24 protein-coding genes are annotated in these 26,332 nt (G+C 47.3%); 12 read left to right on the top strand and 12 right to left on the bottom strand.

All coding sequences use genetic code 11. The annotated features are described in order from the left end of the window. Window position 1 precedes the first annotated feature (1 nt). The 7 genes from hslU to M0413_RS03035 all read left to right on the top strand — a co-directional run bounded on the left by hslU (window position 2) and on the right by M0413_RS03035 (window position 6,863). Window positions 2-1,330 (top strand): ATP-dependent protease ATPase subunit HslU, encoded by a 1,329-nt coding sequence (gene hslU / locus M0413_RS03065; protein ID WP_055648059.1) that lies wholly within the window; start codon window positions 2-4, stop codon window positions 1,328-1,330. A 145-nt stretch (window positions 1,331-1,475) separates the two neighbouring features. Further along, complete coding sequence (locus tag M0413_RS03060; RefSeq protein WP_109287479.1) at window positions 1,476-1,862, top strand: gamma-butyrobetaine hydroxylase family protein; 387 nt, start codon at window positions 1,476-1,478, stop codon at window positions 1,860-1,862. Window positions 1,863-2,207: 345 nt separating this feature from the next. After that, entirely contained in the window at window positions 2,208-2,795 is a 588-nt protein-coding gene (locus tag M0413_RS03055; RefSeq protein ID WP_249553159.1) for a DMP19 family protein, read from the top strand. A 388-nt stretch (window positions 2,796-3,183) separates the two neighbouring features. Further along, window positions 3,184-3,450, top strand: a complete 267-nt coding sequence (locus tag M0413_RS03050; RefSeq protein ID WP_249553158.1) for a hypothetical protein — start codon at window positions 3,184-3,186, stop codon at window positions 3,448-3,450. 59 nt (window positions 3,451-3,509) lie between these two features. Continuing rightward, the gene (locus M0413_RS03045) at window positions 3,510-4,052 is read left to right on the top strand and encodes a hypothetical protein (RefSeq protein WP_249553157.1); all 543 of its coding nucleotides are present in this window, start codon (window positions 3,510-3,512) and stop codon (window positions 4,050-4,052) included. Window positions 4,053-4,549: 497 nt separating this feature from the next. Beyond that, a complete protein-coding gene (locus tag M0413_RS03040) occupies window positions 4,550-6,127 on the top strand; it encodes a cryptochrome/photolyase family protein (protein WP_249553156.1) in 1,578 nt (525 codons plus the stop codon). Window positions 6,128-6,152: 25 nt separating this feature from the next. Next, window positions 6,153-6,863: an SDR family oxidoreductase gene (locus M0413_RS03035; protein ID WP_249553155.1), complete on the top strand. Its 711-nt coding sequence runs from the start codon at window positions 6,153-6,155 to the stop codon at window positions 6,861-6,863. 92 nt (window positions 6,864-6,955) lie between these two features. On the opposite strand, the gene M0413_RS03030 is transcribed toward M0413_RS03035, so the two are convergent. From M0413_RS03030 to M0413_RS03015, 4 genes are read right to left on the bottom strand one after another with little or no spacing between them, the layout of a single operon-like run. Continuing rightward, window positions 6,956-7,432, bottom strand: coding sequence for a hypothetical protein (locus M0413_RS03030; protein WP_249553154.1), 477 nt, complete (start codon window positions 7,430-7,432; stop codon window positions 6,956-6,958). Window positions 7,433-7,468: 36 nt separating this feature from the next. Further along, on the bottom strand, window positions 7,469-8,014 hold the full coding sequence (locus M0413_RS03025; RefSeq protein ID WP_249553153.1) for a response regulator transcription factor: 546 nt from the start codon (window positions 8,012-8,014) through the stop codon (window positions 7,469-7,471). After that, complete coding sequence (locus tag M0413_RS03020; RefSeq protein WP_249553151.1) at window positions 8,011-9,294, bottom strand: sensor histidine kinase; 1,284 nt, start codon at window positions 9,292-9,294, stop codon at window positions 8,011-8,013. Before M0413_RS03020 ends, M0413_RS03025 begins: the two co-directional genes overlap by 4 nt. A gap of 2 nt (window positions 9,295-9,296) precedes the next feature. Continuing rightward, entirely contained in the window at window positions 9,297-10,217 is a 921-nt protein-coding gene (locus M0413_RS03015) for a dTDP-4-dehydrorhamnose reductase family protein (RefSeq protein ID WP_249553150.1), read from the bottom strand. A 180-nt stretch (window positions 10,218-10,397) separates the two neighbouring features. Between M0413_RS03015 and M0413_RS03010 the strand changes: the two genes are divergently transcribed. Continuing rightward, window positions 10,398-12,245 carry an alkaline phosphatase D family protein gene (locus M0413_RS03010; protein ID WP_249553221.1) on the top strand — a complete coding sequence of 616 codons (1,848 nt, stop codon included), beginning with the start codon at window positions 10,398-10,400 and terminating at the stop codon, window positions 12,243-12,245. Between the two features lies 1 nt (window position 12,246). Here M0413_RS03010 and M0413_RS03005 read toward each other — a convergent pair whose 3' ends face one another. From M0413_RS03005 to M0413_RS02975, 7 genes are all read right to left on the bottom strand, one after another. Further along, window positions 12,247-12,603 (bottom strand): hypothetical protein, encoded by a 357-nt coding sequence (locus M0413_RS03005; RefSeq protein WP_037422696.1) that lies wholly within the window; start codon window positions 12,601-12,603, stop codon window positions 12,247-12,249. Between the two features lie 181 nt (window positions 12,604-12,784). Further along, on the bottom strand, window positions 12,785-13,840 hold the full coding sequence (locus tag M0413_RS03000; RefSeq protein WP_203432641.1) for an HlyD family secretion protein: 1,056 nt from the start codon (window positions 13,838-13,840) through the stop codon (window positions 12,785-12,787). Beyond that, window positions 13,840-15,168 (bottom strand): glycosyltransferase family 2 protein, encoded by a 1,329-nt coding sequence (locus M0413_RS02995; protein ID WP_144376558.1) that lies wholly within the window; start codon window positions 15,166-15,168, stop codon window positions 13,840-13,842. The genes M0413_RS03000 and M0413_RS02995 overlap by 1 nt, the downstream gene beginning before the upstream one ends. Next, the gene (locus M0413_RS02990) at window positions 15,165-16,553 is read right to left on the bottom strand and encodes a TackOD1 domain-containing metal-binding protein (RefSeq protein WP_249553148.1); all 1,389 of its coding nucleotides are present in this window, start codon (window positions 16,551-16,553) and stop codon (window positions 15,165-15,167) included. Before M0413_RS02990 ends, M0413_RS02995 begins: the two co-directional genes overlap by 4 nt. A gap of 314 nt (window positions 16,554-16,867) precedes the next feature. Beyond that, window positions 16,868-17,794: a pseudouridine synthase gene (locus M0413_RS02985; RefSeq protein WP_249553147.1), complete on the bottom strand. Its 927-nt coding sequence runs from the start codon at window positions 17,792-17,794 to the stop codon at window positions 16,868-16,870. A gap of 52 nt (window positions 17,795-17,846) precedes the next feature. After that, a complete protein-coding gene (locus M0413_RS02980) occupies window positions 17,847-18,422 on the bottom strand; it encodes an LON peptidase substrate-binding domain-containing protein (RefSeq protein ID WP_249553145.1) in 576 nt (191 codons plus the stop codon). A gap of 141 nt (window positions 18,423-18,563) precedes the next feature. Then, complete coding sequence (locus M0413_RS02975) at window positions 18,564-19,622, bottom strand: alpha/beta hydrolase (RefSeq protein WP_249553144.1); 1,059 nt, start codon at window positions 19,620-19,622, stop codon at window positions 18,564-18,566. Window positions 19,623-19,928: 306 nt separating this feature from the next. Here M0413_RS02975 and M0413_RS02970 point away from each other — a divergent pair, with 306 nt between their 5' ends. The 4 genes from M0413_RS02970 to M0413_RS02955 all read left to right on the top strand — a co-directional run bounded on the left by M0413_RS02970 (window position 19,929) and on the right by M0413_RS02955 (window position 24,741). After that, entirely contained in the window at window positions 19,929-22,322 is a 2,394-nt protein-coding gene (locus M0413_RS02970) for a TonB-dependent receptor plug domain-containing protein (RefSeq protein ID WP_249553142.1), read from the top strand. Between the two features lie 126 nt (window positions 22,323-22,448). Beyond that, window positions 22,449-22,910, top strand: coding sequence for a NanQ anomerase/TabA/YiaL family protein (locus M0413_RS02965; RefSeq protein ID WP_249553141.1), 462 nt, complete (start codon window positions 22,449-22,451; stop codon window positions 22,908-22,910). 130 nt (window positions 22,911-23,040) lie between these two features. Next, the gene (locus M0413_RS02960; protein ID WP_069454162.1) at window positions 23,041-23,961 is read left to right on the top strand and encodes a manganese-dependent inorganic pyrophosphatase; all 921 of its coding nucleotides are present in this window, start codon (window positions 23,041-23,043) and stop codon (window positions 23,959-23,961) included. Between the two features lie 168 nt (window positions 23,962-24,129). Then, window positions 24,130-24,741 carry a DedA family protein gene (locus M0413_RS02955; RefSeq protein WP_069454161.1) on the top strand — a complete coding sequence of 204 codons (612 nt, stop codon included), beginning with the start codon at window positions 24,130-24,132 and terminating at the stop codon, window positions 24,739-24,741. Window positions 24,742-24,804: 63 nt separating this feature from the next. Here the strand turns inward: M0413_RS02955 and M0413_RS02950 are convergent, their stop codons facing one another. Further along, window positions 24,805-26,247, bottom strand: coding sequence for a thioesterase (locus tag M0413_RS02950; protein WP_249553139.1), 1,443 nt, complete (start codon window positions 26,245-26,247; stop codon window positions 24,805-24,807). Between the last annotated feature and the right edge of the window lie 85 nt (window positions 26,248-26,332).

The raw sequence follows: 26,332 nt of genomic DNA, 5'->3' as shown, positions 1-26,332 counted from the left end.
TATGTCTGAAATGACCCCCCGTGAGATTGTCCACGAGCTGGATGCCCACATTATCGGCCAGAAAAAGGCCAAACGTTCCGTCGCCGTCGCCCTGCGTAACCGCTGGCGCCGCATGCAGCTAGATGCCGATTTCCGTCAAGAAGTTACCCCAAAAAACATTCTGATGATTGGCCCAACCGGCGTAGGTAAAACTGAAATCGCCCGCCGTTTGGCAAAGCTCGCCAACGCGCCATTTATCAAGGTTGAAGCCACTAAGTTCACCGAAGTGGGTTACGTGGGTAAAGAAGTCGAGCAAATCATCCGTGATTTAACCGACATCGCCATCAAGCTGACCCGCGAGCAGCAAATGGGCAAATGCCGCCAACGCGCCGAAGAACACGCTGAAGAGCGCATTCTCGATGCCCTGCTGCCCAAGCCGAAAAATGACTGGGATAACACAGAAAGCGATACCAGCTCCAATACCCGTCAAATCTTCCGTAAGAAGCTGCGCGAAGGCCAATTAGATGACAAAGAAATCGATATCGATGTAGCCCAGCCACAAATTGGTATTGAAATCATGTCACCGCCCGGCATGGAAGAAATGACCAATCAACTGCAAAGCCTGTTTAAAAATATGGGCCAAGCACCGGCCAAACGTCGCAAAATGAAGATCAAAGAAGCCTTTAAGCTGTTGATCGAAGAAGAAGCGGCCAAGCTGGTAAATCAAGAAGATTTAAAAGAGCAAGCCATTGAATTGGTTGAGCAGCACGGTATCGTGTTCCTCGACGAAATCGACAAAATCTGTAAGCGTGGCGAAACCTCAGGCCCAGACGTGTCCCGCGAAGGGGTACAGCGCGACCTATTACCTTTAGTCGAAGGCTGCACGGTAACCACTAAACACGGCATGGTGAAAACCGACCATATTCTGTTTATTGCGTCGGGCGCATTCCAGATGTCAAAACCATCGGACTTAATCCCCGAGCTACAAGGCCGTTTACCGATCCGCGTTGAGCTAGATGCGCTATCAGCCGATGATTTTAAACGCATTTTAACTGAGCCACATGCCTCACTGACCGAGCAATATATCGCGCTGATGGCGACCGAAGGCGTGACCATTGAGTTTACCGAATCAGGTATTGAGAGCATCGCCAAAGCGGCATGGCAGGTGAACGAGCGCACCGAAAACATTGGTGCCCGTCGTCTGCATACCGTAATGGAAAAGCTGATGGAAGATATCTCCTATGAGGCGTCTGACAAGTCTGGCAGCTCATTTGTGATTGATGCCGATTATGTGAGTGCTCACTTAGATAATCTGGTTCAAGACGAAGACCTAAGCCGCTTTATCCTCTAAGCGATTAGCACACAACATCTGCCATGCATATATGGCGGAGACAAGTTCGAAATTGTGACAGTGGCTAAGGCTTACACTTTGTAACCTTAGCCACAAATTGTTATGTTACAGCTTGTCCATTCTCAGCATTTTCTTGGCACTACCTATGACCACTAGCACACCCAATGTCACCGATCTTAAGCTCAAGCGTAAATCGCGCATTTTAGAAATCAGCTTCGATAACGGCGAGCAGTATCAACTCACCTGTGAGATGTTACGCGTCTATTCTCCCTCCGCCGAAGTGCATGGTCACGGTAACCCTAAGCTGGTCACCCATAAGAAAAACGTCAATATCACCAGCATCGAACCCGTAGGTAACTACGCAGTTAAAATCGTCTTCGACGATGGCCACGATACCGGGTTATTCTCCTGGCAAGTGCTTTACGATCTCGCTACTCACCAAGTGGAACTATGGGAAAAGTACTTAGCACGCCTACGAGCTGAGAAGGCTTCTCGCGAACCCCTGATCGCGATGAATATAAAGTACAACTAATACATTAGGATAGCTGGCTGTTAATTGTGATATTTAAACAATTACATTACAGCTAACGACAGATGTTTAAGAGTATTCAACCATAGATTAAGCACTGTTATTCCAGTGACACGCCGTAAATATATCCCTATAGGCTCGACGGCGGCATCTGCTGCATATGGAAGTGCGAATGCCGCGATCACATGGATGTGAAAGAGCGGCCATGCCGCCAACGGTCACTTCCATACCAATGCTTAATTCCACTAATCTCTGCGTATGCTTTAACTCTAAAAACAGGTCATTTTACAATGGGTCGTTTGTGAATCTGTTATTTCTCTTGCTGACCTGAATATCTAAGGAAAGATAATGTCGGAAAAAGTCCCCTGCACAGCCTGCCAAACTTTAATTATGCCCAGCACCGCCGAGCGAAACGCAGGCTTATGTATGCCCTGCAAAAATGGCAATCGTGAAAATATTGAGCAAGCAAAAGCCTATTACCAAAAGGAGCGGGAATTAGATAAAACCTGCCCTTTTAGAGCGTTGTTGCGAGATATTGTGGTGCGGGTGCACGACGATAATCAGGGCTTTCACACGCTAAGCGAAGCAGCGCAGCACTATTACGCCGTCAATTGTCTCTCTGGCGAAGTCTACAACGGCGGCTTTATCCAGTATTTCGATAACTCATCGGGCGAGCATTATGCCGTTGCCGAGCGCGGCCTTGAGCAAATTGGCGCTTTGCACTCATTAGCCCTATTACAACAGGCTAAACAGGCGGTATTTGGCGACCATCCCGTCCCGACCGACAGAGGCCAACGCCTCGCCGCAACCGATAATCCAGTCGCCGAAGCCCGACTCAATCAACTCGATGATGAGTTTTATAAAGATTTGGATAATCTTGATATCAAGCTAGAAAGCTATGCAATACAAACTGGGTTGGTTAACGCAATCAAATGATTTCAGATTTACTCCAATTAATTCAATCATTAAGTGATATATAGTAAGAGCTAAAGGCATTCAATTTAATCTTGTTGGCTCATTGAATGACACTACTCAAAGTCGTGGGGCTTCACCCCACACCCGACCAAGGAGGACTGCTCGTCCTATCCTCCTTGGATGCTCCAAGACGCCCCTACGGAGTTGAAAGCCCCTTGGGCATTAAGCGTTCTAATGCTATCGCGTCAGACGCTCGTCCCTGATTCGACTGACGCTATCTCGGCATCCATGCCTCGCTCACGCAACGAACGCAAATGCCCTGCGGCAACTCCGAGGGGATGAGTATTCTGTAACTTCGGCGTAAGCTGTTAATACCAAGAGCCATCAACATTGTAAAATTTAATAATGGGTGTCTCTATTAATTCCTAAAAGGGAATCTCAATTTACTAAGGCTGTAGATAGAATCAAACATGCCCTGCCTGAAAGATTAAGCATCAATGGGCAAAACTCATTACCCCTGCTCCACAGTGTGTTGAGTGAAGGCCTACAGGTCAAAACAGATGAAGAATGTTTGCGCTACGAACAATCTATTAAGTTAGTACTTTTTGAATTTATCAACAGACTGGATTTAATGTTAAGTGAAGATAAAGACTATTTAATGCAGACAAGCTATTAACTAAAAAGAGTTATGGCACTGATAGAACAAAGGTTTTATGAATCAAGGTTGATACTTAGATGGATATTTTCTCTCAGCAATTCAAAATCATTGACAACGGTCTCAGAGGTTGTGTTTTCGGTGACTATATTTTTAGAAATAGCACCGATAGTGATCATGCTTGGAGGTCAATTATGAATATGTGTTATGCAGAGGCTGTTATTTCATGGAATCAGATTTTTGGGCAAACGAGTCAAGAGACTCATTGGAGTAAATTAGTTAGTCAGATAACAATCCCACCGGGGGATAAACTAAAAATTTTCAATAAAGAAATGATTTTAAAGTATTTGAAAATTTCCGAGGATGAATGGGTGAAATATCACCAAAGTATGGTTGATTTTCGTAATGTCAGAATTGCTCATTTGAATGTTCAACATACCATTGAAGTTATACCAAATATCACTAAAGCAATGAATTGCTTGTATTTGTATAGGGAATGGCTTACAGAAGTATTACATTTTGGTGTGCGACAAGGATTTAACATTAAAATTTGTAACGACAGAGCTGCAGATGCAGTTAGATGCTATGAAGAGCAGATCCACAAAGCCTTCAATCGACTATAGCTTTGATTTGAACTATTTACCTCATCAAAAAGTTTATGAATTTATCGAAAGATGGGGCAAGCAAAACTCTTTTGAGATAAACAGCCAACACCGAATCCACAGAAGTTCATCTCCCCTCGGAGTTGCCGCAGGGCAAATAGACAAATTGCGTGAGTCTCGCCATGGATGGAGAGCTAGCTTTCGCATGTGCAGGGACGCATCCTTCGGAAGCGATAGCAAATTTGGCTATGAGCACAAGGGGCTTTCAACTCCGTTGGGGCGTCTTGGAGAATCCAAGGAGGATAGGACGAGCAGTCCTCCTTGGTCGGGTGTGGGGTGAAGCCCCACGACTTTGACTTTGCTTTTACATCACTTCATCCGATTCGATATTCAAATCAGTTAACCAATCCCAAATCACAGCGATAAAACTACCCTCGTAGAGCAATCTTCAGATTGATCCCAACCACCCATATCATCGTAATCCACAATTGCAAATACCATCCACCAGAGTCCACCTAATGCAATTACGGCAGCAATCACAGCAGCAATTACAGCACTTCCATACGGTTAGGCTGATTTTGGGCGATCAGCTTAACGCCCAGCATACTTGGTATCAGCAAGTCGATCCTAAGGTGCTGTATTTAATTGCAGAATTGCATCAAGAAAACACCTATGTGACGCATCATGTGCAAAAAATTTGTGCGTTCTTTAGTGCCATGGCGCAGTTTGCCAGCGAGCTTGGCGCGGCGGGGCATCAAGTGCATTACCTCACCCTCGACGATACCCAAGACTTTGTCGATCTTAATGCCCTACTCCAACACTATGTTGCCGAAACAGGGGCGATTAAGTTTGAATATCAACGGCCTGACGAATATCGACTCCTCGCGCAATTAAGCCAGTTGAAGTTGGCCAATGCCGTGGTGAATTGCGTCGATACCGAGCACTTTTTATTCCCCTTTGACGAAATTGATAGGGAATTCCCCCAAGGGCAACACAGGCTGATGGAGCATTTTTATCGGCGAATGCGCAAAAGATTCAATATCTTAATGACAGATGGCAAGCCCGTTGGCGGACAGTGGAACTTTGATGCCAACAACAGGCAAAAGCTTAAATCCCAAGATATCAAATCTTTACCTACACCTTTGATGTTTGGCCACAATGTGCAAGACATTCTCGCTCGCCTTATGCGCCATGGGATTAATACTATGGGCAAGGCGGATACGCATTTACTCTGGCCGATAAACCGCGCGCAAAGCCTCGAATTACTAAAACATTTTTGTGAGTATTGCCTGCCCGCCTTTGGCCGGTTTCAAGATGCGATGACCCAGCAACATCCAGCGCAGTGGAGCCTGTATCATAGTCGGCTGTCCTTTAGCTTAAACGCCAAATTAATCAGCCCATTAGAAGTGATCAATGCGGTGATTGAGCACTATCATGCCAACCCTTTTATTGAGATAGCCCAAGTCGAAGGCTTTGTTCGGCAAATCATCGGTTGGCGTGAATATGTGCGCGGCATCTATTGGGCGAATATGCCAAAGTACGCCAGCATTAATGCCCTCGAGGCCACGCGCAAGCTGCCCGACTACTTTTGGCATGGCAAGACTCAAATGAATTGCCTGCACCACGCCTTATCTCAGTCACTCGATTATGCCTATGCCCATCATATTCAACGTTTGATGGTGATTGGCAACTTTTGTTTATTGACCGAAATCGCCCCCGATGAAGTGGATAAATGGTACTTAGGCGTGTATGTGGATGCGATTGAATGGGTCGAAATGCCCAACACTCGCGGTATGGCGCTATTCGCCGATGGCGGCATCGTCGGCACTAAACCCTATGCCGCAAGCGGCAGTTATATCAATAAAATGAGTGATTACTGCGGCAGTTGTCATTACAAGATAAAAGAACGTAGCGGCGAATCAGCCTGCCCATTGAACAGCCTGTATTGGCGCTTTATGGATAAACACCGCGCGCAGCTCTCCCACAATCCACGCATCGCCATGCTGTACCGCACTTGGGATAACACCGAGGAGTCGGTTAAACAGGCGATTTTGGCCACTGCGGAACAGCATATAGCGCAACTTGAATGGCTATAACGACTGAGTATTGAGGAGAAAAGCCATGCATATTCTAGTACTGGGCGGCAGCGGTGGTATAGGTCAAGCGATAGTCAATAAGCTTGGCGAAACCTATCCCGAGGCCACTATTCATGCGACCTATAAACAGCATCGGCCAGATACTGGGCGAGACGATGGCGTTATCTGGCATCAGCTGGATATCACCCTTGAGGAGGAAATTAAGCAACTGAGTCAAAACATCCCCCAATTAGATTGGCTAATCAACTGTATTGGCGTGCTGCACACGGAGGATAAGGGGCCAGAAAAAAGCCTGCAGGCACTCGATGGGGATTTTTTCATGCACAATATCCAGCTCAATACGCTGCCGAGTATGATGCTGGCACAGCACTTTGAAACGGCGTTAAAACGCAGTACGTCGGCAAGATTTGCTGTAGTGTCGGCCAAAGTCGGCAGCATAAGCGATAACAGATTAGGTGGTTGGTACAGCTATCGCACCTCGAAAGCGGCGCTGAATATGTTCCTTAAAACGCTATCGATTGAATGGCAAAGAAGCATCAAACACTGCGTGGTGCTGTCACTGCATCCCGGCACCACAGATACGCCACTATCCAAACCTTTTCAGCAGAGTGTACCCAAAGAAAAGCTGTTTACACCAGAGTACGTAGCCCAATGTTTAGTGGGCATTATTACCAATGCCACCCCAACTCAAACAGGGCAATTTTTGGCCTACGATGGGGTAGAACTGCCTTGGTAGCGACACAAGCGTTTAGCACTGATACTGGTTAACCTTGGCAGCTTTCAGTACTGACACCTCTTAACCTTGGCAACTCTTAACCCTGGCAACTCTTAACCCTGACAAAAGTAGGCATAATTGATGCGGCTGCCTTGCCCCCATACTGCCGTCCAAGTATTCACATCGCTCATATAGCCAAAGTGGATTGACTGCGAAGTGTCACATTCCCCTTGAAACGGTGCCTTATTGTCATTAATAAACTGCGCCGAAGCCGCCAAAATATCACTGCACTCCTCATCGTCGGCGACTAACCAGATAAAGTCTTCGCGGCAATCATCCCTCGCAACCATCTCTTCGGGGGAATATAAGTCCAGCTTTTGCTTGAGTGTTTGCCACTGCTCGGGCGAAACATTGCAGGAGATCGCCAGCTTATCGAGCACCCCAACACCGCCCGCCCAAAAGGATAAATCAAAGTCTAACTGCTGCGGATCGGGGGCAAAGCCCAATAGATTTTCAACCACTTGTAAGCTTTTAGCTAAATCGGCATCGGGCCTGCGATAACGCACCTCAACACCATCATACTCACGCATTCCACGCCTCCTTCCTTGAGCGAATACTCGTTTACTTTAGCGGCCCGTTTCACTCACCGGTTTCTTTAATAACTTACGCTGCAAGGTGCGGCGGTGCATACCCAGTTGCCGAGCGGTAGCCGACACATTGCCCTGATTAGCATTGAGCACCTGCTGAATATGTTCCCACTCCAGCCGTTTAGGATTAAGCGGTGAGTCGTCAACATCATCTTCTTGCAAGGTATTGGTATAAGCATCAAGCTCAAAGGCGGCTAGCAGGGTTTGGGTATCGACGGGTTTAGCCAGATAGTTATCCGCGCCAAGACGAATCGCCTCCACCGCGGTGGCAATGCTGGCGTAGCCCGTCAGTAGCACCATCACCACTTTGGGTAACAAATTACGCAGCGGCACAATTAAACTCAGGCCGTTGGCCTCGGCCAATTTCATATCCAGCAGGATATGGGTTGGGCAACACTCCCGCGCCACCAGCAGGGCACTACTGGCATCGTGACTTAAACGACATTCAAACCCATGGCGAGTCAAACGCCGCGCTAAAATACCTGCAAGCGCTTGATCATCTTCAATAATCAATAACCGTTTCATACGGTTTCTCCAGTTGGCACTTTAGGCGCCAAGAGTGTAAAACGAATTTGCGCCACGGTGCCGCCTTGGGGATGATTTGCCAGAATAAGCTCCGCCCCTAAACGCTCCAAGCTAGCATGGCTCAGTAACAAGGCTACGCCTAAGCCTTTAGGGCTTTCGATTAATAAGGTGCCTAATTGTGGCAATAATGAAGGGGCGATACCCGCGCCATAATCACGGATCTGCAAATAAGCCTGCCCCTCGCTTGGCGAACAATCGACGCTAATATCCACCTGCGAAGTACCTATGGTTTCGACACTGGCGCGGGCGGCATTTTCAATCAAGGCCATAATGGCGGGAGTTAAGCTCATATCGGTTAAGATCTGCTTTTCTTCTAGCAGCTTAGGCTCACAGGTTATCAACCAATTGAGTTCTGTTTGCGGCATCAATAACTGGGTTTTCTGTTTTAATCCAGCCACCAGCTCAGTGATATTTTGAGGCCGCTGACGACGGTCACGAATCGACTCGGTCGCCAATCGCAGCTCCGCCAAGGTGTGCTCACAACGCCCCAGTGCGGTTTCCATTTCAACTAAGGTTATTGAGGGTTCAGGGGGTTCTTCCCTTAACTCATCGAGCAATAAATGCAGTGTTGAGAGTGGTGTAGCTAATTGATGGGCCATTTGCGCCGACACAGTACCGAGCGCCACTAACTGCTCCTGCCGCAGTTGTCCTTCGCGCATATAGGCAAGCTGCGCATCCTGACGGCGCATCCGTTTGGCGATCAGTGCCACACTGGTGGTCAGCACTAAGGCTGAAATCACAAAGTTAAACCACATGCCTAAATAGTGGGAACTCATATCCATGCCATGGTGCTGCATCTGCGACTCTGGCACGGTAAAAATCATCAGGCTATAGGCAAGCGTTGATATCGCGGTCAAGCTCCAAGGCGCCCAAATAGGCAATGTGACCGCAGCCAAGGCGATAGGTAACAATAATAGCGAAATAAACGCATTGGTCGCCCCGCCCGAAAAATACAGCCAAGAAATCCAAAACAACGTATCCAGACTCAGGGCAATAAACAGGCCGCGCTCTTTAGCAAACAAGGGTTTACGTAATGCTAATGTGAGCGAAAGATAGAGCACCTCCAGCACAAACACGTGCATGAGCGGCTCCATTTGCAAACTCAGGCCAAAGGTATCGGCGGCAAACAACGTCAAACCAATTTGCAGCAATAAACCTAAGGTGCGCAGCAGCGCGACTTGGTCGGCGGCTTGCAGATTCGCTCCTAAAATTTTAACCATCATTATTCCTTAAGCTTAAGGCCAGCAGCTGCAAGTGCTGCACTGGATTGAGCGAGCGCCTGATTAAGCCCTGCGCTAAATTCCAACTCAGAATAAATGCCCAGCGCCGCTAAACGCCCGCAACTTAAGGTGCAGTTTTGCGGCCTTTTAGCGCGATCCATCGGTGTGAGTTCAGGGATTAAATGCGCGGTGTTAATCGCCAATAACTCACCTAAACTCAGTAGCATTTGGTACTTAGTCATGGTTTGCGACGCACTAAAATGATAAATCCCAGACACATCGGCAACATGTAACTGCCGCTTGATCAGCTTAGCGATGGCGCCAGCAATATCCGCCGTCGAGGTCGGCGAGCGAATGGCCCAAGCATCGACCCGCTGCGGCCTGCTATCCAGTAATTGATTGATTAACACTAATACCGCAGATTCGCTCAGTTGAGTCACTTCGCCGTAGAGGATCGGTAAACGTAATACCGCAAAACCGCTGTCGGTATTCAGCACACAGGTTTCACCCTGTAATTTAGACTCACCATAAAAGTTGACGGGATTGGGTGCGGCATCTTCGGCATAGGGCGGCGTTGTGCCATCAAACACATAGTCGGTTGAGATATACAGCAGCCAAGCTCCATGCTGTTTAGCGGCCTTAGCAAGGGTTTGGCTAGCGCTCAGATTCAGCGCCAAAGCCTGCTCAGGCGAGTGCTCGGACACATCGGGGCGACGCTCAGCGGCGCAGTGCACGATAACCTCTGGCCGTTCGTGGGCAATAAAGGCTTCTACTGTAATAGCTTGGGTTAAATCGAGTTTATGGATATTCGCTTCGGCGCGGCTAAAGCCGGTGGCAATCACCTTATGCCCTGCGGCAGTTAACTGTTTAACGACCGCCCTGCCGAGTAATCCGGTTGCGCCCGTCACCATAATATTTGCCATATTGCCCCAAACTCCTTAGCCACCCATTTGGCGGATAATTCTAAAAGCTTTTCATATTCAACGCACTTGTTTACTCTTATTTGCCCGTACGTAAACTGATTTGGGTTTATCCCACTCGACCTGATTAACAATAAAAGGCTGAATTTGACTCAAGCACTTCCCCTTATCCTCGCAGGCCCGATGCTGCGCCACTGTGATGCCTCGCACTTTACTCTCTGGTTTGTGAGCCGTGAGCCATTGACTGAGTTACAACTGGCCTTAGGGGAGCAAAGTTATGGGTTAACAGAGGAAGAAGTGCATTGCATCCCACTCGGCAAACACGCCTTTCAGTATTTGATTAGTGTGTCGCGACCTACACTGCTTACGCCTGAAACGGCTATTCCATACCGCGTTTCGGCTAAGGGGATTGGCGATATTTTCAATGGTGTCAATGGATTGCACTATAGCGGTGCCGACTCACCCCAGGTTTACTTTTGCACCGAACTCAAACAGGTATGGCATGGCTCATGCCGCAACCCCCACCACCATAGCGAGGATGCCTTAGTCGCCGCCGATACCACGCTAGCACAGCTTATCGATAAGGATTCGCAGCAGCGCCCAGCCCTGTTAATGCTCAGTGGCGATCAAGTTTATGTGGATGATGTGGCTGGCCCCATGTTATGCGCCATTGGTCAGGTGATTGAAAAACTCGGCCTGCACCATGAAGCCTTTCACGGCGCCACTATTGCGGGAAGCGAGGCAATCCGTTATCAAGCCGATAGCTTGTACTTACGCCATAAAACGCTGCTGCCACGTACCGAATATCCCGCCAAAACTGCGCTTTGGCGCTGGTATGTCAACCATCCGATATTTACCTCATCCATCGCAGAAAACCATTTAGTTAGCCTGAGTGAAATGATCGCCCTATACCTACTCACTTGGTCGCCCGAACTATGGGAGTTGGTTGATTTACCCAAGGATGTCGACGGTCTCTCTGCCGCCAACAAGCTGCGGTGGCAAAAAGAATGGCAAAACTTACTGGCCTTTAAAGCGGGACTCACTCAGGTTAGGCGCCTTATGGCGCATATTCCCGTGTATATGATGTTTGATGACCATGATATTACCGATGATTGGAATCTGACCGCTAAATGGGAACAAGCCGCCTACGGTCATGCATTTTCTAAACGAATCATTGGTAATGCCTTGATTGCCTATACCTTATTCCAAGGATTAGGTAATGCACCGGATAAATTTAATGCCGAGGTTCGCCCAAAGTTAGATGCGTTTTTCAATCGCCCCGACCCTAACACTCAGGATGCCTTGATTGATCTCTTACTGACATTTGAGCAATGGCATTACAGCTTAGACACCTCACCCAAGCTGGTTGTACTCGATACTCGCACCCGCCGTTGGCGCAGCGAATCGAATCTCGCCAAACCCTCGGGCTTGATGGATTGGGAAGCCTTAATGGATTTACAGCAGGCGCTACTGGGTCAATCTAAGGTCATTATCGTCTCGCCCGCGCCGATGTTTGGTGTCAAAGTGATTGAGGCGGTGCAACGCATGGCCACTTTTATGGGCGCTTCGCTGCTGGTTGATGCGGAAAACTGGATGGCGCATCCGGGCGCAGCCAATGCTTTGCTAAGCATCTTTATGCACCGCAAGACCCCAGAGCAATTTGTGATCCTCTCGGGGGATGTGCACTATTCCTTTGCCTATGACATCAGCATTCGCTTTCGCCGTAGCAGCCCAAAGATTTACCAAATTACCTGTAGCGGGATTAAAAACCAGTTCCCCGAAAAACTGCTGCCACTTTTCGACAAGCTCAATGGTTGGCTTTACGGCCACTTCTCACCATTGAACCTATTTACCAAGCGAAAGCGAATGTCATTACGGGGCAGACGGCCAAATGGCGAACGGAGCAAGCGTTTAGTCAACCGCAGCGGCATCGGCATTTTGGTATTAGCGGATAATGGCGAGCCCACTAAAATTGCCGTATTACATGGGGATATGAGCGAAACTCGGTTCGAACCACCGAGGCAAGAATAGCTTATTGCAACGGTTCAACACGCTTTTCAACCACGGCCGAATTAGCTGGCGTTACCGCGCTATCTTCTTGCTTGGGTAAGCTCTGATTAAATAGCTGTGACTCGGGACGCTTTAGCGGCGAGGTATTATCTAACATCTGATCCCAAATGACCTTTGGTGAGGATGACGATTCGGCTTTACTCTCATCCTCCTGCATGATCTCTGCACTTGGCTTTTTGGGTTCGATTACCGCACTCGCTTTACGGATCTCTGTTGTCAACTCATGAACATAAGGATGTTTCGTCCAGTTACCAACATACATGGCGCCTAAAAGCACTGCGAGACAGAGCAAAATTGAAATGATTGCAGATTTGGTCATCTTACCATCCTAATGGGCCGATAAAACGCAGCACTGAAACGTTGGTCGGACAGTATCATAACCATATAAGGCTACCGCCAACTAGTTTAAAACCAAAGCTGGCACGCACAGAACAGTATTAAAATTTGTACACCGCCCTCACTTCGCTTTATTGAGAGCGACATTTATCCAATAGGAATGGCTACCAAAGATAATCGAAACTCACTTCAACAGGAACTCCTTCAATAGCAGTAGGCAAATCAGTTTCCGGCTTCAAGGTGATTTTCAATACGGGTTTTTCGCCATCGAAGGGACCTGACAATTGCTTAGGTAAGCGCCCCACCAGCTCGGTGGGTTCAGAGATCTCGGCGCGTAACCGAGTGCCATTGGGTAACTTGATGGTTGCCTTTTGACCAATAGCAGTGTATTCCAAGTACTTAGGCTCAAGATAGGCAAAGATGACCGCCTCCTTACGCCCCGAGAGCAGTACGAGGGGTTTATCTTCGACTATATGCTCTCCCGTTTGTACTAGCACATCGACCACGCGAGTCGAATTAAGCGCCTTGATATGTAATTGCGACTCTTGCGCTCTTAATCGAGCTAACTGCAGCTCGATATTATATTTTGATTGAGCGATGGACCCCGCAAGCAACTCGGTTTTCTGCTGTTGACGTGCCTGCATCAAATCGACTTTTGCCTGTTCAAGCGCCATTTTTGCAGCAGTATGCGCCTGTAACACCGCCGCCATATCAGCCGTGGGAACAACACCTTGACGTTGGTAACGCTCAAAACTATCAAGCAAACCATTCTGCCGCGTAACACCTTCAGCCGCGACATCGATACGCTGTTGTAATTGCGCGAGGATTTCAGCATTGATGCTGAGATGATCAAACTCAAGCTGAGATAATTGCTTCTCTAACTCTTGGATCTGAGCATCTAACTGCGTATCTACTAAGGTGAGAATATCGGCTCCCTTGGTAATCACATCACCTCGTTTCACCATAATCGCGGCCACATCTCCAGCACTTGGGGCACGCACCTCTAAGGGTTCGGTAGTCACTATGCCACTGGCCAAAATAAACAAATGAGGGCGCAGTAATATCCAGCCGACCACAACTACAGGTGCAATAACTAAGGTTAATAACAAGTACCAACGCCCTTTAAAGCCCCCTCTTTTAGCTGCGGCATATTTTACCCCTATGCCTTTGTCATCAGTTGGTCGTTGCGCTTTGTCGCTCGGTTGATAATTCACTTTCATTAGAACTTTCTCCCACGTTTCAAAACCCACCACGGCGCCATTGAACTTTCTTCATGGGAGCGGCGAAAAACCTCATTCAATAGCGCAAATAGACACACTAAACGCATAAACAGCGCATAAAACGGATATAAAGGTAACCAAATGGCTAAACGTAAGTCCTGGGACAATCGCTCCGAAATTGCTAATAAAACCATCAAGTAGAAGAACACTAAGATGGCAAAATAGAAGCCATAAATCGTTAGCGAAATTGAGGTAATAAACTGCCACGGATAACTCAGCACTATTCCGATGGAATAAAATACGATAACAAATGGCATCAACACGTTCTGCAAGAAACCATAGAGCAAGGTAAAGATAAAGGTTCCGGTGCCGAGCAGCTTAGGCGTAAAGGCTGGCCAGTGTTTGCGAAAATACAAAAATAATAAATCCCCATCCCAACGCAGGCGCTGTAACACTAACGTTTTGAGATCGGCCGGCGCATCTGTATGGCCAACGGCCAAGGTCGCAAAAGGAATACGCCAGTCTGGATGACGCTTAAAGTATTGCTTAATCCTCACGGTTAAATCCAAATCTTCAGCAGTATGGGTATCCCAGCCGCCAATTTGAATTAAAAAGGTCCGCCTAAAAGCGCCAAAAGCCCCAGAAATATTATTCAGCAGGTTCCATTGCCCAAGTCCGGTTTTTCCACCTTGCATTGAGATCAGATATTCAATCGACTGCATGCGAGTCAATATCGACTCATTCACATTGCGCACCCTTAATGCGCCCCCAACAGCGGGCACATTAGGATCTTCAAAATAGGGCACTATCTGCGACACCATGTCATTGTCGAACGAGGTATCCGCATCGGCATTGATCACAATGTCGCCCGTGGCAATTGATAGCCCCGCATTTAAGGTCGACACCCGGCCTCCGCGCTGCCACTTGGGCAACACCACCACCTTGCGATTTGGTGCTTGGCAAGCCTTGGCCGCCGCCATCGCAACTTGATAAGTCAGTGCGTTTTGGACGGCACCATCAACAACAGCAATGATCTCTATCTCACCGTCATAAACCTGTTCGATAAAGGAATCGATTGTCGATTTGACAGCTTCACCCTCGGCATAACAAGTGATCACACAGGAAACTTTAGGTTTATAAAGTGACTGCCGAGGCACTTGTACGAAGTTGGTGTAGTAAAACCGCATAATGCCAGTGAGCACCAATAGCATTAGCGGCGCCTCATACAGCAGTATGAGCGGCACCAGCCAAGCGAAAAAGCTTAAGTGTTCAGCCAATTGGTGCCAGATATCGAGCACCATGTAGCTGATGGTGTTGAACTCACTCATATTGGCTTAGCTTTAACTAATTGATCTGTTAGCCATTCACCCACATTTTCACCAATGTCCGCGGGCAAGGTTAGGGCTTTTACGCTGAGTTCAATCTTAGATGTGGATTGCAATTCTTTAAGATCAAACAACTTCTTATAGATACTCTTTAGCTGGCTCATATCCGTCATGGGCAGTAACATCAGCAAACCATCACGGGTATAATTACTGCATGCATCAGTCACCCGAATAACGCTTCGCAGCCGCTCTTGCAGGGCATCAAGCTGAGCAAAGCCCTTCGCCTCGCCCTCTGCCTGCAAAAACTCATCTACATTGAGCATTTGAATCGACAAAATAGAATGGGTTTGATGATGGCGTTTCGCCAATTTATTTTGCCAATCAACCAACCAAAAAAACTGTGCACTGGTCATTTGCTCACCTGGCTCAAAGGCGAACCAAGATTGCGAACGCCCTTGACGAACTAAGGTACGCCCAGGGATCGCCAGTTTAAAGCTGTACACATTCCTTACATGCAAATCATCTAGCTTGCTGCTGAGCTGGCAATGCAAGCATTTTGCCTCCACCACAGCATCGACAAACAAGGTTTGGCAGCTATTACAATGCTGATTCTCTATCGGCCTATCGTAATCCACCCCAATGTGACGCAGGCTTTGTAAACAGTTTGGACAACTTAGCGTATTCAACTTGCGAAATGATGCTTGAGCACCAACGTGCCCACAGTTAAAACAATGCAAACTACTTTGCAACTCGATGTCGATACTATGACATTGGGGACAGACATCGATGTAATTAAGATGCCCAGAATGACACCCAGGGCAAAAACGTAATCGATTAGATAATTCAGCCTTTTCAATCAACTGAGATTTTTGTAATTCGCCCAACCAAGTAAAGCTTTCCTCAGGATGAATACCAAAACAGCGTAATAACGGATAATCATAGAGGTATTTTTTTTCAGGTACGGAATGCGGTTCTAATATGGCATTGTGATGACACCACAGATAAGCCAGCAGCTTATAACGAGGATCATCTTGATAATCTAACTTAACCTGCTGCTTCTTCAGTTTGTATATTTGATAGTGTTCATTATATTCAGCATTCCATAAACCATTTGCTAAATAAGGAGATAAGGCACTTTCATGGCAGACTAATATATGACTCAAAAAAGTAGCATCATTTTCTCTAAGAACACGGAGACACTTATCTTGTTCTTCCGTCTGCAACGATAATACAATTAGTTCTGCTGAATGCCCCAGTTCTAACAAAGCTTCAACAGAATTAAATGCATCAAAATCAGGATACCAAGATTGTCTATGGCAAGGACCAATCCAAATAAAATTTTCGTAATAACAATCGTCTGCAATACTTACTGAATATGTAGATGTCATATAAAAACCTTACGCAGATATAAAAACACCCATCATAAAAGCAAACATCCATGTAATAACTTATAAAAGTAATTCTTACACTGAGTTATCATCAGAAGACTCTTCTAACGCTTAATCTTATCCTAGATTAGGCTAGAGCAATGAGAACATCAAAAACAGATGTAACACAAAGTATCAAAAATAGCTTAAACCACAGCAATATTGACCTTAATTATTTATTAAGAACAATAAATATAAACAGATAAAACTTATATTTCAACTAAAGACAGGGTATTAAAAAACGAATAAACGAGTTTCAACACAAATAAATAACATCAATCGATATTTATATACAAGTGTTCGCATTGAACATCATGTTTATTGTCCGAAAGAGGATCGACAAAACGTAATCGCTGCGCTAAGAGTTGTAGTGGTTTGGCAAAATCATCCGGCCCTTGAGGTAATAAGGTTGGATAAAAGCGGTCATTTAATAATGGCATACCAAGACTTTGCATATGCACCCGCAATTGGTGAGTTTTGCCGGTAATCGGACTTAACTCGAATAATCCAAACTGCCCTTTAATCGCGATCAAGCTTATTTCCGAATGGGTATTTGCCTCGCCTTCGACTATTTTCATGGTAAAACTGGGTTCGCTGCGTTGCATGCGATTTTTGACCGTCCAATGTCGTGGCAACATTAATTCGCCACTCGCATGTTGTGCCAAAAGTTCAGGAGTAAGTTTGGCAATCGCTTGATAATCTTTACGAATCGCATCATCGACAAAAAGCTGATGATAAATATGCCGCGTTTCAGGACGAATGGTCATCAGGATCACTCCGGCGGTTTCACGATCAAGTCGATGCGCTGGTGCGATAGTGTCGATGCCCGTTCGAAGACGTAAACGATGCACTAGGCATTCATTCACATAATCGCCACTAGGGGTCACGGGTAAAAAATGCGGTTTGTAGGCCAAGATAAGATTGTCATCTTGAAATAAAATCTGCTCCGCGAACGGGACTTTCGTTTCCACCGGCACTTCACGGTAATAATAGGCCCTCGCCGTCGGGCGATAAGCGGTATCGAGCCCAATTAAGCTGCCGTCTTGCCAATGTACTTTGCCATCGAGGATGCGCTGACGCCATACCGCTTCGCCAATACGGGCAAAATGATCAATCAAAAAGGAAAACACGGTTGGTTTATCGACCACATCTAAGGGAAGTACCACAAAAGAAGGCTGGGCGGCGCGGGCGGTTTGAGTCATAAAAAGAACTAGCGGCTACAATGAGTCGCTATTTTAGCCTCGGTGTGGTTTTTCAGTCCACATGGGACTTGATGAGTTGTAAAACAAAGTCCATGGTTTTGTGGCAATCGGGTTGATTCACCAGCACCAGCTTATCGCGGTTATACATGGGCAGCACTTCTAACCAACGTTGGCTAACCCAAGCCGCATCCTCTAAATGCACTTGGGAATATAATTCTAGTAAGTCAGGATTTACTTCATAAAACTGTTCAAGGGCGGCACTGATCAGCTCGAACTCCCCTTGTATCGGCTCTTCCTGCCAGTTTTGGCAAGGCAGAGTGCGGGACATCCATAACTTATCTTTCGTCTGTGCAGCCGAGAGAATACTAACCCTTTGGCACCCCTCTAAAACAATGCTGAGGGTATCATCTTCTAACTGATTAAAATCGATAATCTCGCACTGTGTCGCAGTCGGATAACAGGGCGGATTGCCGCTGGGCTTACTCGCCGCAAACGCTAAATCGTATTTGCCTTTTAACACATCCGCGACCATGCGCAATTGGCCCGGCTCGACCACGCGGACCTCAATCCTTCCCTGTGGCAGCAACAAGGCATCGCGCATAATTAACGCCATTTCTCGTGTTTGCATAGCAACCTCCTGCCCCTTATAGAAGAAAACGCTCAAAAACTAGCCGAATTCTTATTAATTTAGAGTGTAGCAGGAGAAATAATTTCCTTCCTAAAGTCGCTGACGCTAAAAAAGCATTTAGGCGTACTTGCCTCTCTCACCCTACAGCGGCGCTAAGTGTGCGGCGATATTTCCCTTGGCACACACCTCGGCAAATTCGTCAGCAAGGCGCTCGCTTAAGGCAACAGAACGGCGCCAATACTGCATCCGCTGCGCAGTATCCAGTTGTTTAAAGTCTTCACGGTCGGGCACCTTACCAAAAGGCAGTGACGCCACAAACTCCGCCGAAGGCGCCAGCACCAAGGCGTTATGGTAATTGGTGCGCGCTCGGCGCCAGGTCAAGGATTTATCGAACCATCCAGGGCTCATATGGGGATAAAAATGCGGGTACAGGGTCAATCCCATAATAGTATGGGATAAGGGCAAATCGAAGTGATAGTCGGTGATGCCGCCATCATAGTATTGCCCCGCGGGCGCGCCATCAATCCGTGAGACTGACGCAAGCACTAATGGAATAGATCCCGTTGCCAACATCACAGCATCCATATTGGCCTCGGTGAGCCTCGCCTGCTGGCTGGGTAAATCGTCAAGTTGCTTAAAAGGTGATGCTGCCACTTGCTGGCTAAACACCACCCGCTCGAAATGCCAGCCCAAGGTTTTGCGGCTAATGATGTTGGTCGCAGCCGCCATCGCTAGCCCAGCCGCTAATGGCAATCTATGGCTAAGACGATTGATGTGTTTAGCGCGGCAGGCAATTAAGTGACTATGAATAAAGGGATGATTGACTATCTCGCGACCACCCGTCTCGCCAAGAATTCCTTGGACTATGCCCTTTACCTGCTCGCTCACTTCCTGCGGTGTCGGTATCGTTTCATACCGTTGGCCAATGTAGTAATCCTCTAAACGTGCGTAGGCTTGTAGTGGATCCTGCTGTGCTAAACAGGCTAAACGCCAGGCGCCAGAGGATGCCCCTAAGGTGTATAGCGGCGTTTGCCTATCTTTAAAAAATTCAGCAAAAAGATACTTATCAAGCCCCGCAATCCCTAACCATTTGGGTCCACCGGATGCCGCCAATAGTTGTGTAAAAGCATCGGGATGCAGACCTTGCTCCCTGATAATGTTAAAGGCCGTAGGACCTGCAAGAAAGCGTAATGCGGGCAAAACTTAACTCCTTAAAGTGCCTCAAACCTGAGGTTTACTGCCATTAAAACACAGCCGCCAAGCGCGATAAACCTTCAGCAAACCTAATGGATCTAGATGATTTTATTCACTTAGCCAATCATATGAGCTGTGGCGACATATTCGACTAGCTTTAAATGATTATCTAGAACAGTAAGCTCTGAGTTAGTTCTTTTCTGTCTAGATGTAACAATTGTTACAGTGATAACCTTCGCCCTATCGAATTGTTACTTTCGTTGGTTCAATGTTTTCGTTCCAGCTTAAGGTTAATCCACATTGAGAGGTTTTATGCGTCCAGCCGTTATCGCATTAGCAGTATCTTCAACTTTGGTTTTTCCTGTCGTACACGCAGAAGAACAGGCCAGCAACGTTGAGAAAATTGAAGTCGTCGGCTCGCGGATCGCTCTGCGCACCGCAACCGACAGCGTTGCCCCCGTCGATATCATTACCGCGGAGCAACTCGAATCCACAGGTATGACCGAAACCGCTAAGGCGCTGCAATTTGCCGCGCCAAGTTACAGTTTCCCCTTCTCATCGGTGACCGATGGCTCAGATGCGGTGCGTCCTGCCAGCTTACGCGGCCTGTCGCCAGACCACACGCTAGTACTGGTAAACGGTAAACGCCGCCATGGTTCGGCGCTGGTGCATTTAAGCGGCACTGTCGGCAAGGGCTCATCTAACGTCGATTTGAACGCAATCCCGATGACATCCATTAAACGCATTGAAATCCTGCGTGACGGCGCCTCGGCACAATACGGCTCAGATGCGATTGCCGGTGTTATCAACGTAGTCTTAAAAGACAACGACCAAGGCGGTAGCGTCTCGGCTCAAGCCGGACAAACCTATCAGGGTGACGGTGAACAATGGCGCGTTGGCGTAAACCACGGGATGAGTTTTAACAACGACGGTTTTGTGAATATTGGCGTCGAAGCCCACCATAAAGACAGCACCAACCGCGCAGGCTTAGATCCACGCCAACAATATCCTAAGCTGCCAGACGGTTCTGCTGATCCGCGTGAAGCGACTTTCAACCGTAAGAGCCACCAAGTGGGCGACGCCGAATACGATAACTTAGGCTTATTTATCAACGCGGCGCAGCCTTTCTCAAACGACAGTAAACTCTATGCCTTTGGTGGCATTAGCCAACGTGAAACCAAATCCGGCGCATTTTATCGCCGCGCGCTCGATGCCCGTAACTTGACCGAGCTTTATCCCGACGGCTTTTTACCGCAGATCAATCCTAAGATCATCGACTCATCATTCGTGCTGGGCTATGAGTTCAATCTCGGCGAGTGGAATATTGATACTTCAGCGGGCTATGGCGGAAACTCGTTCGAATACAACATTGTAAACACCCTAAACGCATCACTCGGCCCAGATAGCCCGACGGAATTCGATGCGGGCACCCTGTCCACCAGCGAAGCAAACCTGAACATCGATATCTCGCGCTACTATAACTTTGCCAATGACTCAGAGATCTTAGTGGCAACGGGTGTCTCTTGGCGCCAAAACGGTTATCAGATTGACGCAGGCGAACCGGGTTCTTACATCAATGGCGGTTATGATAACCGTGCAGCGGGCAGCCAAGGTTTTACCGGCTTTACACCTGAGTCAGAAGTCGATGAAACTCGCGACAATACCGGTGTTTATGTCGAGCTTGAAAACCAATTAACCACTGAGTTTTATTGGGCAGCGGCGCTACGTTACGAAAACTATTCTGACTTTGGCGGCAACACCAGTTGGAAGCTCGCGGGTCGTTACGACTTCACTGACCATTTAGCCCTGCGCGGCACAGTGAACACAGGCTTTAGAGCGCCGAGCGTACAACAGCTGTACTTCAGCAATATATCTACCCTGTTTAATCCTGATCCGACTACGGGCCAGTTAGTGCCTATCGAATCAGGCACCTTCAACACCTTATCACCAGTCACTAAGGCCCTTGGCATTAACGAACTCGACCCAGAGCTGTCGCAATCCTTCAGCTTAGGCTTGGTCTACACCAATGATACGGGTTTAGCGTTAACCTTGGATGCCTATCAGATTTCAATCGATGACAGGATTATCCTCTCAAGCTCAGTGACGCCAAACGACTCACCCGCAGTTGCCGCGGCGCTGGCCAATACCAATGCAGAATCGGCGCGCTTCTTTATTAATGCCGTCGATACCCGTACTCGCGGCGTCGATTTAGTAGTGAGCCAAGATTTTGATATCGGCTCTTGGGGCGATTTACGCGCCAACTTGGCGTACGCCTATAACAAAACTGAAATCCAAGATATTCATTTCCCTGAAATTTTGGACGGACTCGGCCCTAAACTCTTCGATAATATCGAACAAACCCGCATGACCTCTGCGACGCCACATAACACAGGTAACTTTGGTCTGACCCATGAATTAGGTGACTTTAAGACTAACATTCGCCTCAGCTATTTCGGTGATTACACTGTGGGTTACTCAACGGGTGATGTGAATTACAGCGACCAATGGGTGATGGATTTATCCGTACGCTACGCCGCAACCGATGCCTTAAGCTTCACCGCTGGCGTACAAAACTTGTTTGATGTGTATCCTGAAAAACGCCCAGATGACAATAACTTCAATGGTATTTTCGTCTATCCATTAACCAACACGCCGTTTGGATTTAATGGGGGTTACTACTTCCTCGAGGCTAAGTACACTTACTAAGCCGCAAACCATCAAAACAGGCCATTTATGGCCTGTTTTTTATGTCTATCGCTTATGTTCTAACGGCGGTGAACTGATTATAATCTTTACAATTCACTCATTTACTTACGCCATATCGAGTACCCCATGATTGTCGATACCTTAGCTAATCGCCATATTTATCAATCACTCAGCCCACGCATTGCCACGGCATTAGCACATCTTGCCAGCACAGACTTTAGCCAACTGCCCGTTGGCAATTATCCCCTTGATGGCGAGGATATTTTCGTGATCGTCAATGATTACCACACCAAGCTACAATCGACGGAACCCTTTGAAGTACATCAAAAATACATCGATGTGCAGTATGTGGTCAGCGGCGAAGAAGAGTTTGGCTATCTACCATTGGCCGACCAAACACCCTCAAAACCTTATTTCGAAAAGCACGATTACGCCGAGTTCGATTACGAGTCGAATAAAGCCAACGCCTCCTACATTCAACTAAAGGCAGGCATGTTTGCGCTCTTTTTCCCTGGCGACATGCATATGCCCGGCACGAGTGATACACCGACAGCGGTGCGTAAAGTCGTGATAAAAGTGAAAATCTAAAATCTGAGTCAACAATGCCTAAGTTTTGACAGAAATAGCCGCTTAAGGCGCAGCGATATGCGCTTTGGCTATTTCCGAATCGGACGAAATATTGTTAAAATTGCCACAAATTTAAAGGAGAGTCCCTGAAATGCCTATGTACGTTGTCGGTCACAAAATCCCCGATTCTGATTCAATCTGTGGTGCTATCGCGTTAGCTTATCTAAAAAACCAAATCGGTGAAGAAGCCGTTGCCGCACGTTTAGGTGAGTTATCACCCGAAACCGCTTTTATTCTGGAGCGTTTTGGCTTTGAAGCGCCAGAATACAAAACCAGCTATGCTGGCGAGCAGGTCTACATTGTTGACCACTCTGAACTGACTCAAGCACCGGACGATATCGCCAAAGCGACCATCGTAGGGATTGTGGATCACCACAAATTAGGCGATCTGACCACTGATACGCCATTAGAGTGTTGGATCCGCCCAGTAGGTTGCAGCAACACGGTCATTAAGATGATGTACGACTTTTACCAAGTCGCCATTCCTAAAAATATCGCTGGCATTATGATGTGCGCCATCCTAAGCGACACTGTGATCTTCAAATCACCGACTTGCACCACAGCTGACATTCGCTGCGTTGAAGCCTTAGCCGAAATCGCAGGCATAGAAGACTTTAAAGCACTGGGCATGGAAATGTTCAAAGTAAAATCGGCAGTTGAAGGCACGCCAGCACGCGACCTCGTGATGCGCGACTTTAAAGACTTCAACATGAACGGTAACTTAGTGGGTATCGGCCAATTAGAAGTAATTGATCTGTCAGTATTTGATGCAATCAAAGCCGAACTAGAAGCCGATATCAAAGCATTGAAGGTTGAAGGTAACCGCCACAGCGTACTGTTACTGCTGACCGACATTATGAAAGAAGGCTCAGAACTATTAGTGGTTTCTGACGATACCGATCTGATTAACCGCGCCTACGGTAAAACTCCAGTTGATGGCAAAGTGTGGTTAGACGGTGTATTAAGCCGTAAGAAGCAAGTTGTACCACAACTGCAGGCCGCTTTCGCTTAGGCGACCATTAAGTCGTAATGCCTAAAAAGCCGAACTCAGTTCGGCTTTTTTGTGCCTTCGATATGCTCCATTCCATAAAATCAGTATGAAACTTTGCTCATAAAGCTACCCTAAATTTGGCAGTGCCGAGTAAGATGGGATGATTCATTCCTGCTCCCTGTTTTCATCATGCCAGAAGTCTTACAACACCTTATTACCGAAATGACCCCTTGGTTGCAGCAATACGGTTATCTGCTTCTGTTTATCGCTATTGCCGTCGAGGGATTTGGCATTCCAGCCCCAGGACAATCCTTACTCATTGTTGCCAGTTTACTGGCGGCTACGGGGCAAATGTCACTTTCATTAGTTTTGATCGTAGCCAGCGGTGCAGCCCTGTGTGGCAATACATTGGGTTATTTTATTGGTCGACGCTTTGGCGAGGTATTGCTGCGAAAAGGTTGGATAAAACCCAAACTAGAAGACAAAATTCATGATGTGATTGGCCAATATGGCATTGCAGCCTTAGTGCTCAGCCGCTTTGTCGAAGGGCTTAAGCAATTTATGTTTATAGGCTGTGGGCTGGCCAAGATGCCTTTTAAACAATTTGTGATGGGCAACCTACTCGCCACCAGCATTTGGGTGACTCTTTTTAGTCTAGGGCCAGTGTTAATCCGCGATGAAATCGCCCCAATACTCGCGTTTTATCATCAACATAAATACCCTACATGGGCGATCGTTAGCCTGTTGCTAATCTCGTTACTGCTGCTAAGTTGGCGTAAATGGCAAATGAAAAATCAATAAAGTGCGCACTTCCATATGCTCATTTTTCCGCCGAGATTGTGGTAACCCAATTGTAGTAATGAGTTACTCATTCTCAACTTTAGGTCGAGGTGGCGTTTCCTCTAGCGGTTGATGCTCATTCGCTGGATTAGCCTGTGGCGATTCTTCCTTTACACCTTCCCGCTGTGGCAATTCCAAGGTTGATTCTGTCTTAATCGGTACTGGAGGCTCTGGTTGCTGTGATGGGTTTTCAGCTTCAGCAACAGGTTCAACAATAACCACAGGCTCGTCTGGAGTACTCGTTTGGCCACTGGTTGTATTTGTGGCTTCAGGCTCTGGCGCAAGGGTGGCTAAATCTTCATTCGCAGGGCTTTCAACCGCATGTTTAGGCAATTGATTTCGATATAAATCAATCATACCCATCACCTCGGACAGCGCCTTAGCGTGATCCGACGTTAAGATCCCATTATGCCCAGAGACAATTTCATCGGACACAGCGAGCACCCAAACCGCCTGCATATTGGCATCGGGACAGGTCTGCACACTGCGCCTTGCCTGTAAGCGGGCTCGAATTTTCCAGCCCGAATGCGGCAACGTCATCATACAACCGGGAAGCTGATCGTGAGCCATTAATGCTGAAGGCATTTTCATCGGCGTAGCACAGTTACCGCCTGAACATTTATCGATATCATGGGTTATTGCCCAAGAATTACCCAGTGCCCGTTCGCCATCTTTTATGTAATTAAACGCCTCTTTTACCGCAAAATCGCCCTTAGATTGCAACACTACCATACTCGGTTTTTGCCTATCTAAGCTCATCAAAGTATCGAGCGGCTTAAAATCCTGCGCTGGCGCGGCGGGGTTTAACAGTAAGAATAGATTCGGGTTATCTTGCTCAGTATCGATAGCCGCCTTAATTCTATCTTTGCTGGCGTGCAACACGACTAAGCCACCAAGACTATGACCGATAACGGTATAACGCAGTAGCTGATGCTCAGCGACCAATCCATCCAATTTATCCAGTAACTGCGATAAACCCGTTTGCCCTATGCGTTTTGCTACGGCTTTACGCTGCAAAATAGTCGGGAAATCCAATGGTTCAATCCAACTAGTAGCATCATCCGAACCATCGAGCCAGAAAGGATCGTACTTATCTCCCCGCCAGCCGATGTATAAGCCGAGCAAGTTTCGTTGAGAATCAGAGGCCGCCATTTGCTGATAAAACTGTTCGAAAGCGACAAAGTTTTCATCCTTGGGATTGGCACTGTGGTGCCAGCCATGGACAAAAATCAGCAACTCAGGCGCAGTGCCATTATTGGGTTGTAAAATCCGCGCCTTAAGCGCTTGCCATTGTCCATCATTGTGGGGCTGGCCTTGATCGTTAAATTCAATCACATGCAGATTTTGCTTGGCTGTATCAGGGCCGGGCATGTGGTAGGCTTGGTCGGGAATAAAAGGAAGCAAAATACCGAGGGACAACAACATTAAAAACAGTAACTTGTACTGAGTAAACTTCTTAAGGCTCATTTATGACAACTAAATTGTGGCCAGACTAGGCCAATAAAGACACGCTGCTGGGGCTAACAGCAAATTGGCCAAATTATACGCTAAC

Source organism: Shewanella sp. 8A, assembly GCF_023475945.1.
GTDB classification, from domain to species: domain Bacteria; phylum Pseudomonadota; class Gammaproteobacteria; order Enterobacterales; family Shewanellaceae; genus Shewanella; species Shewanella xiamenensis.
The sequence above is the reverse complement of the archived record's forward strand: the minus strand, read 5'-3'. Positions and strand labels throughout refer to the sequence as shown.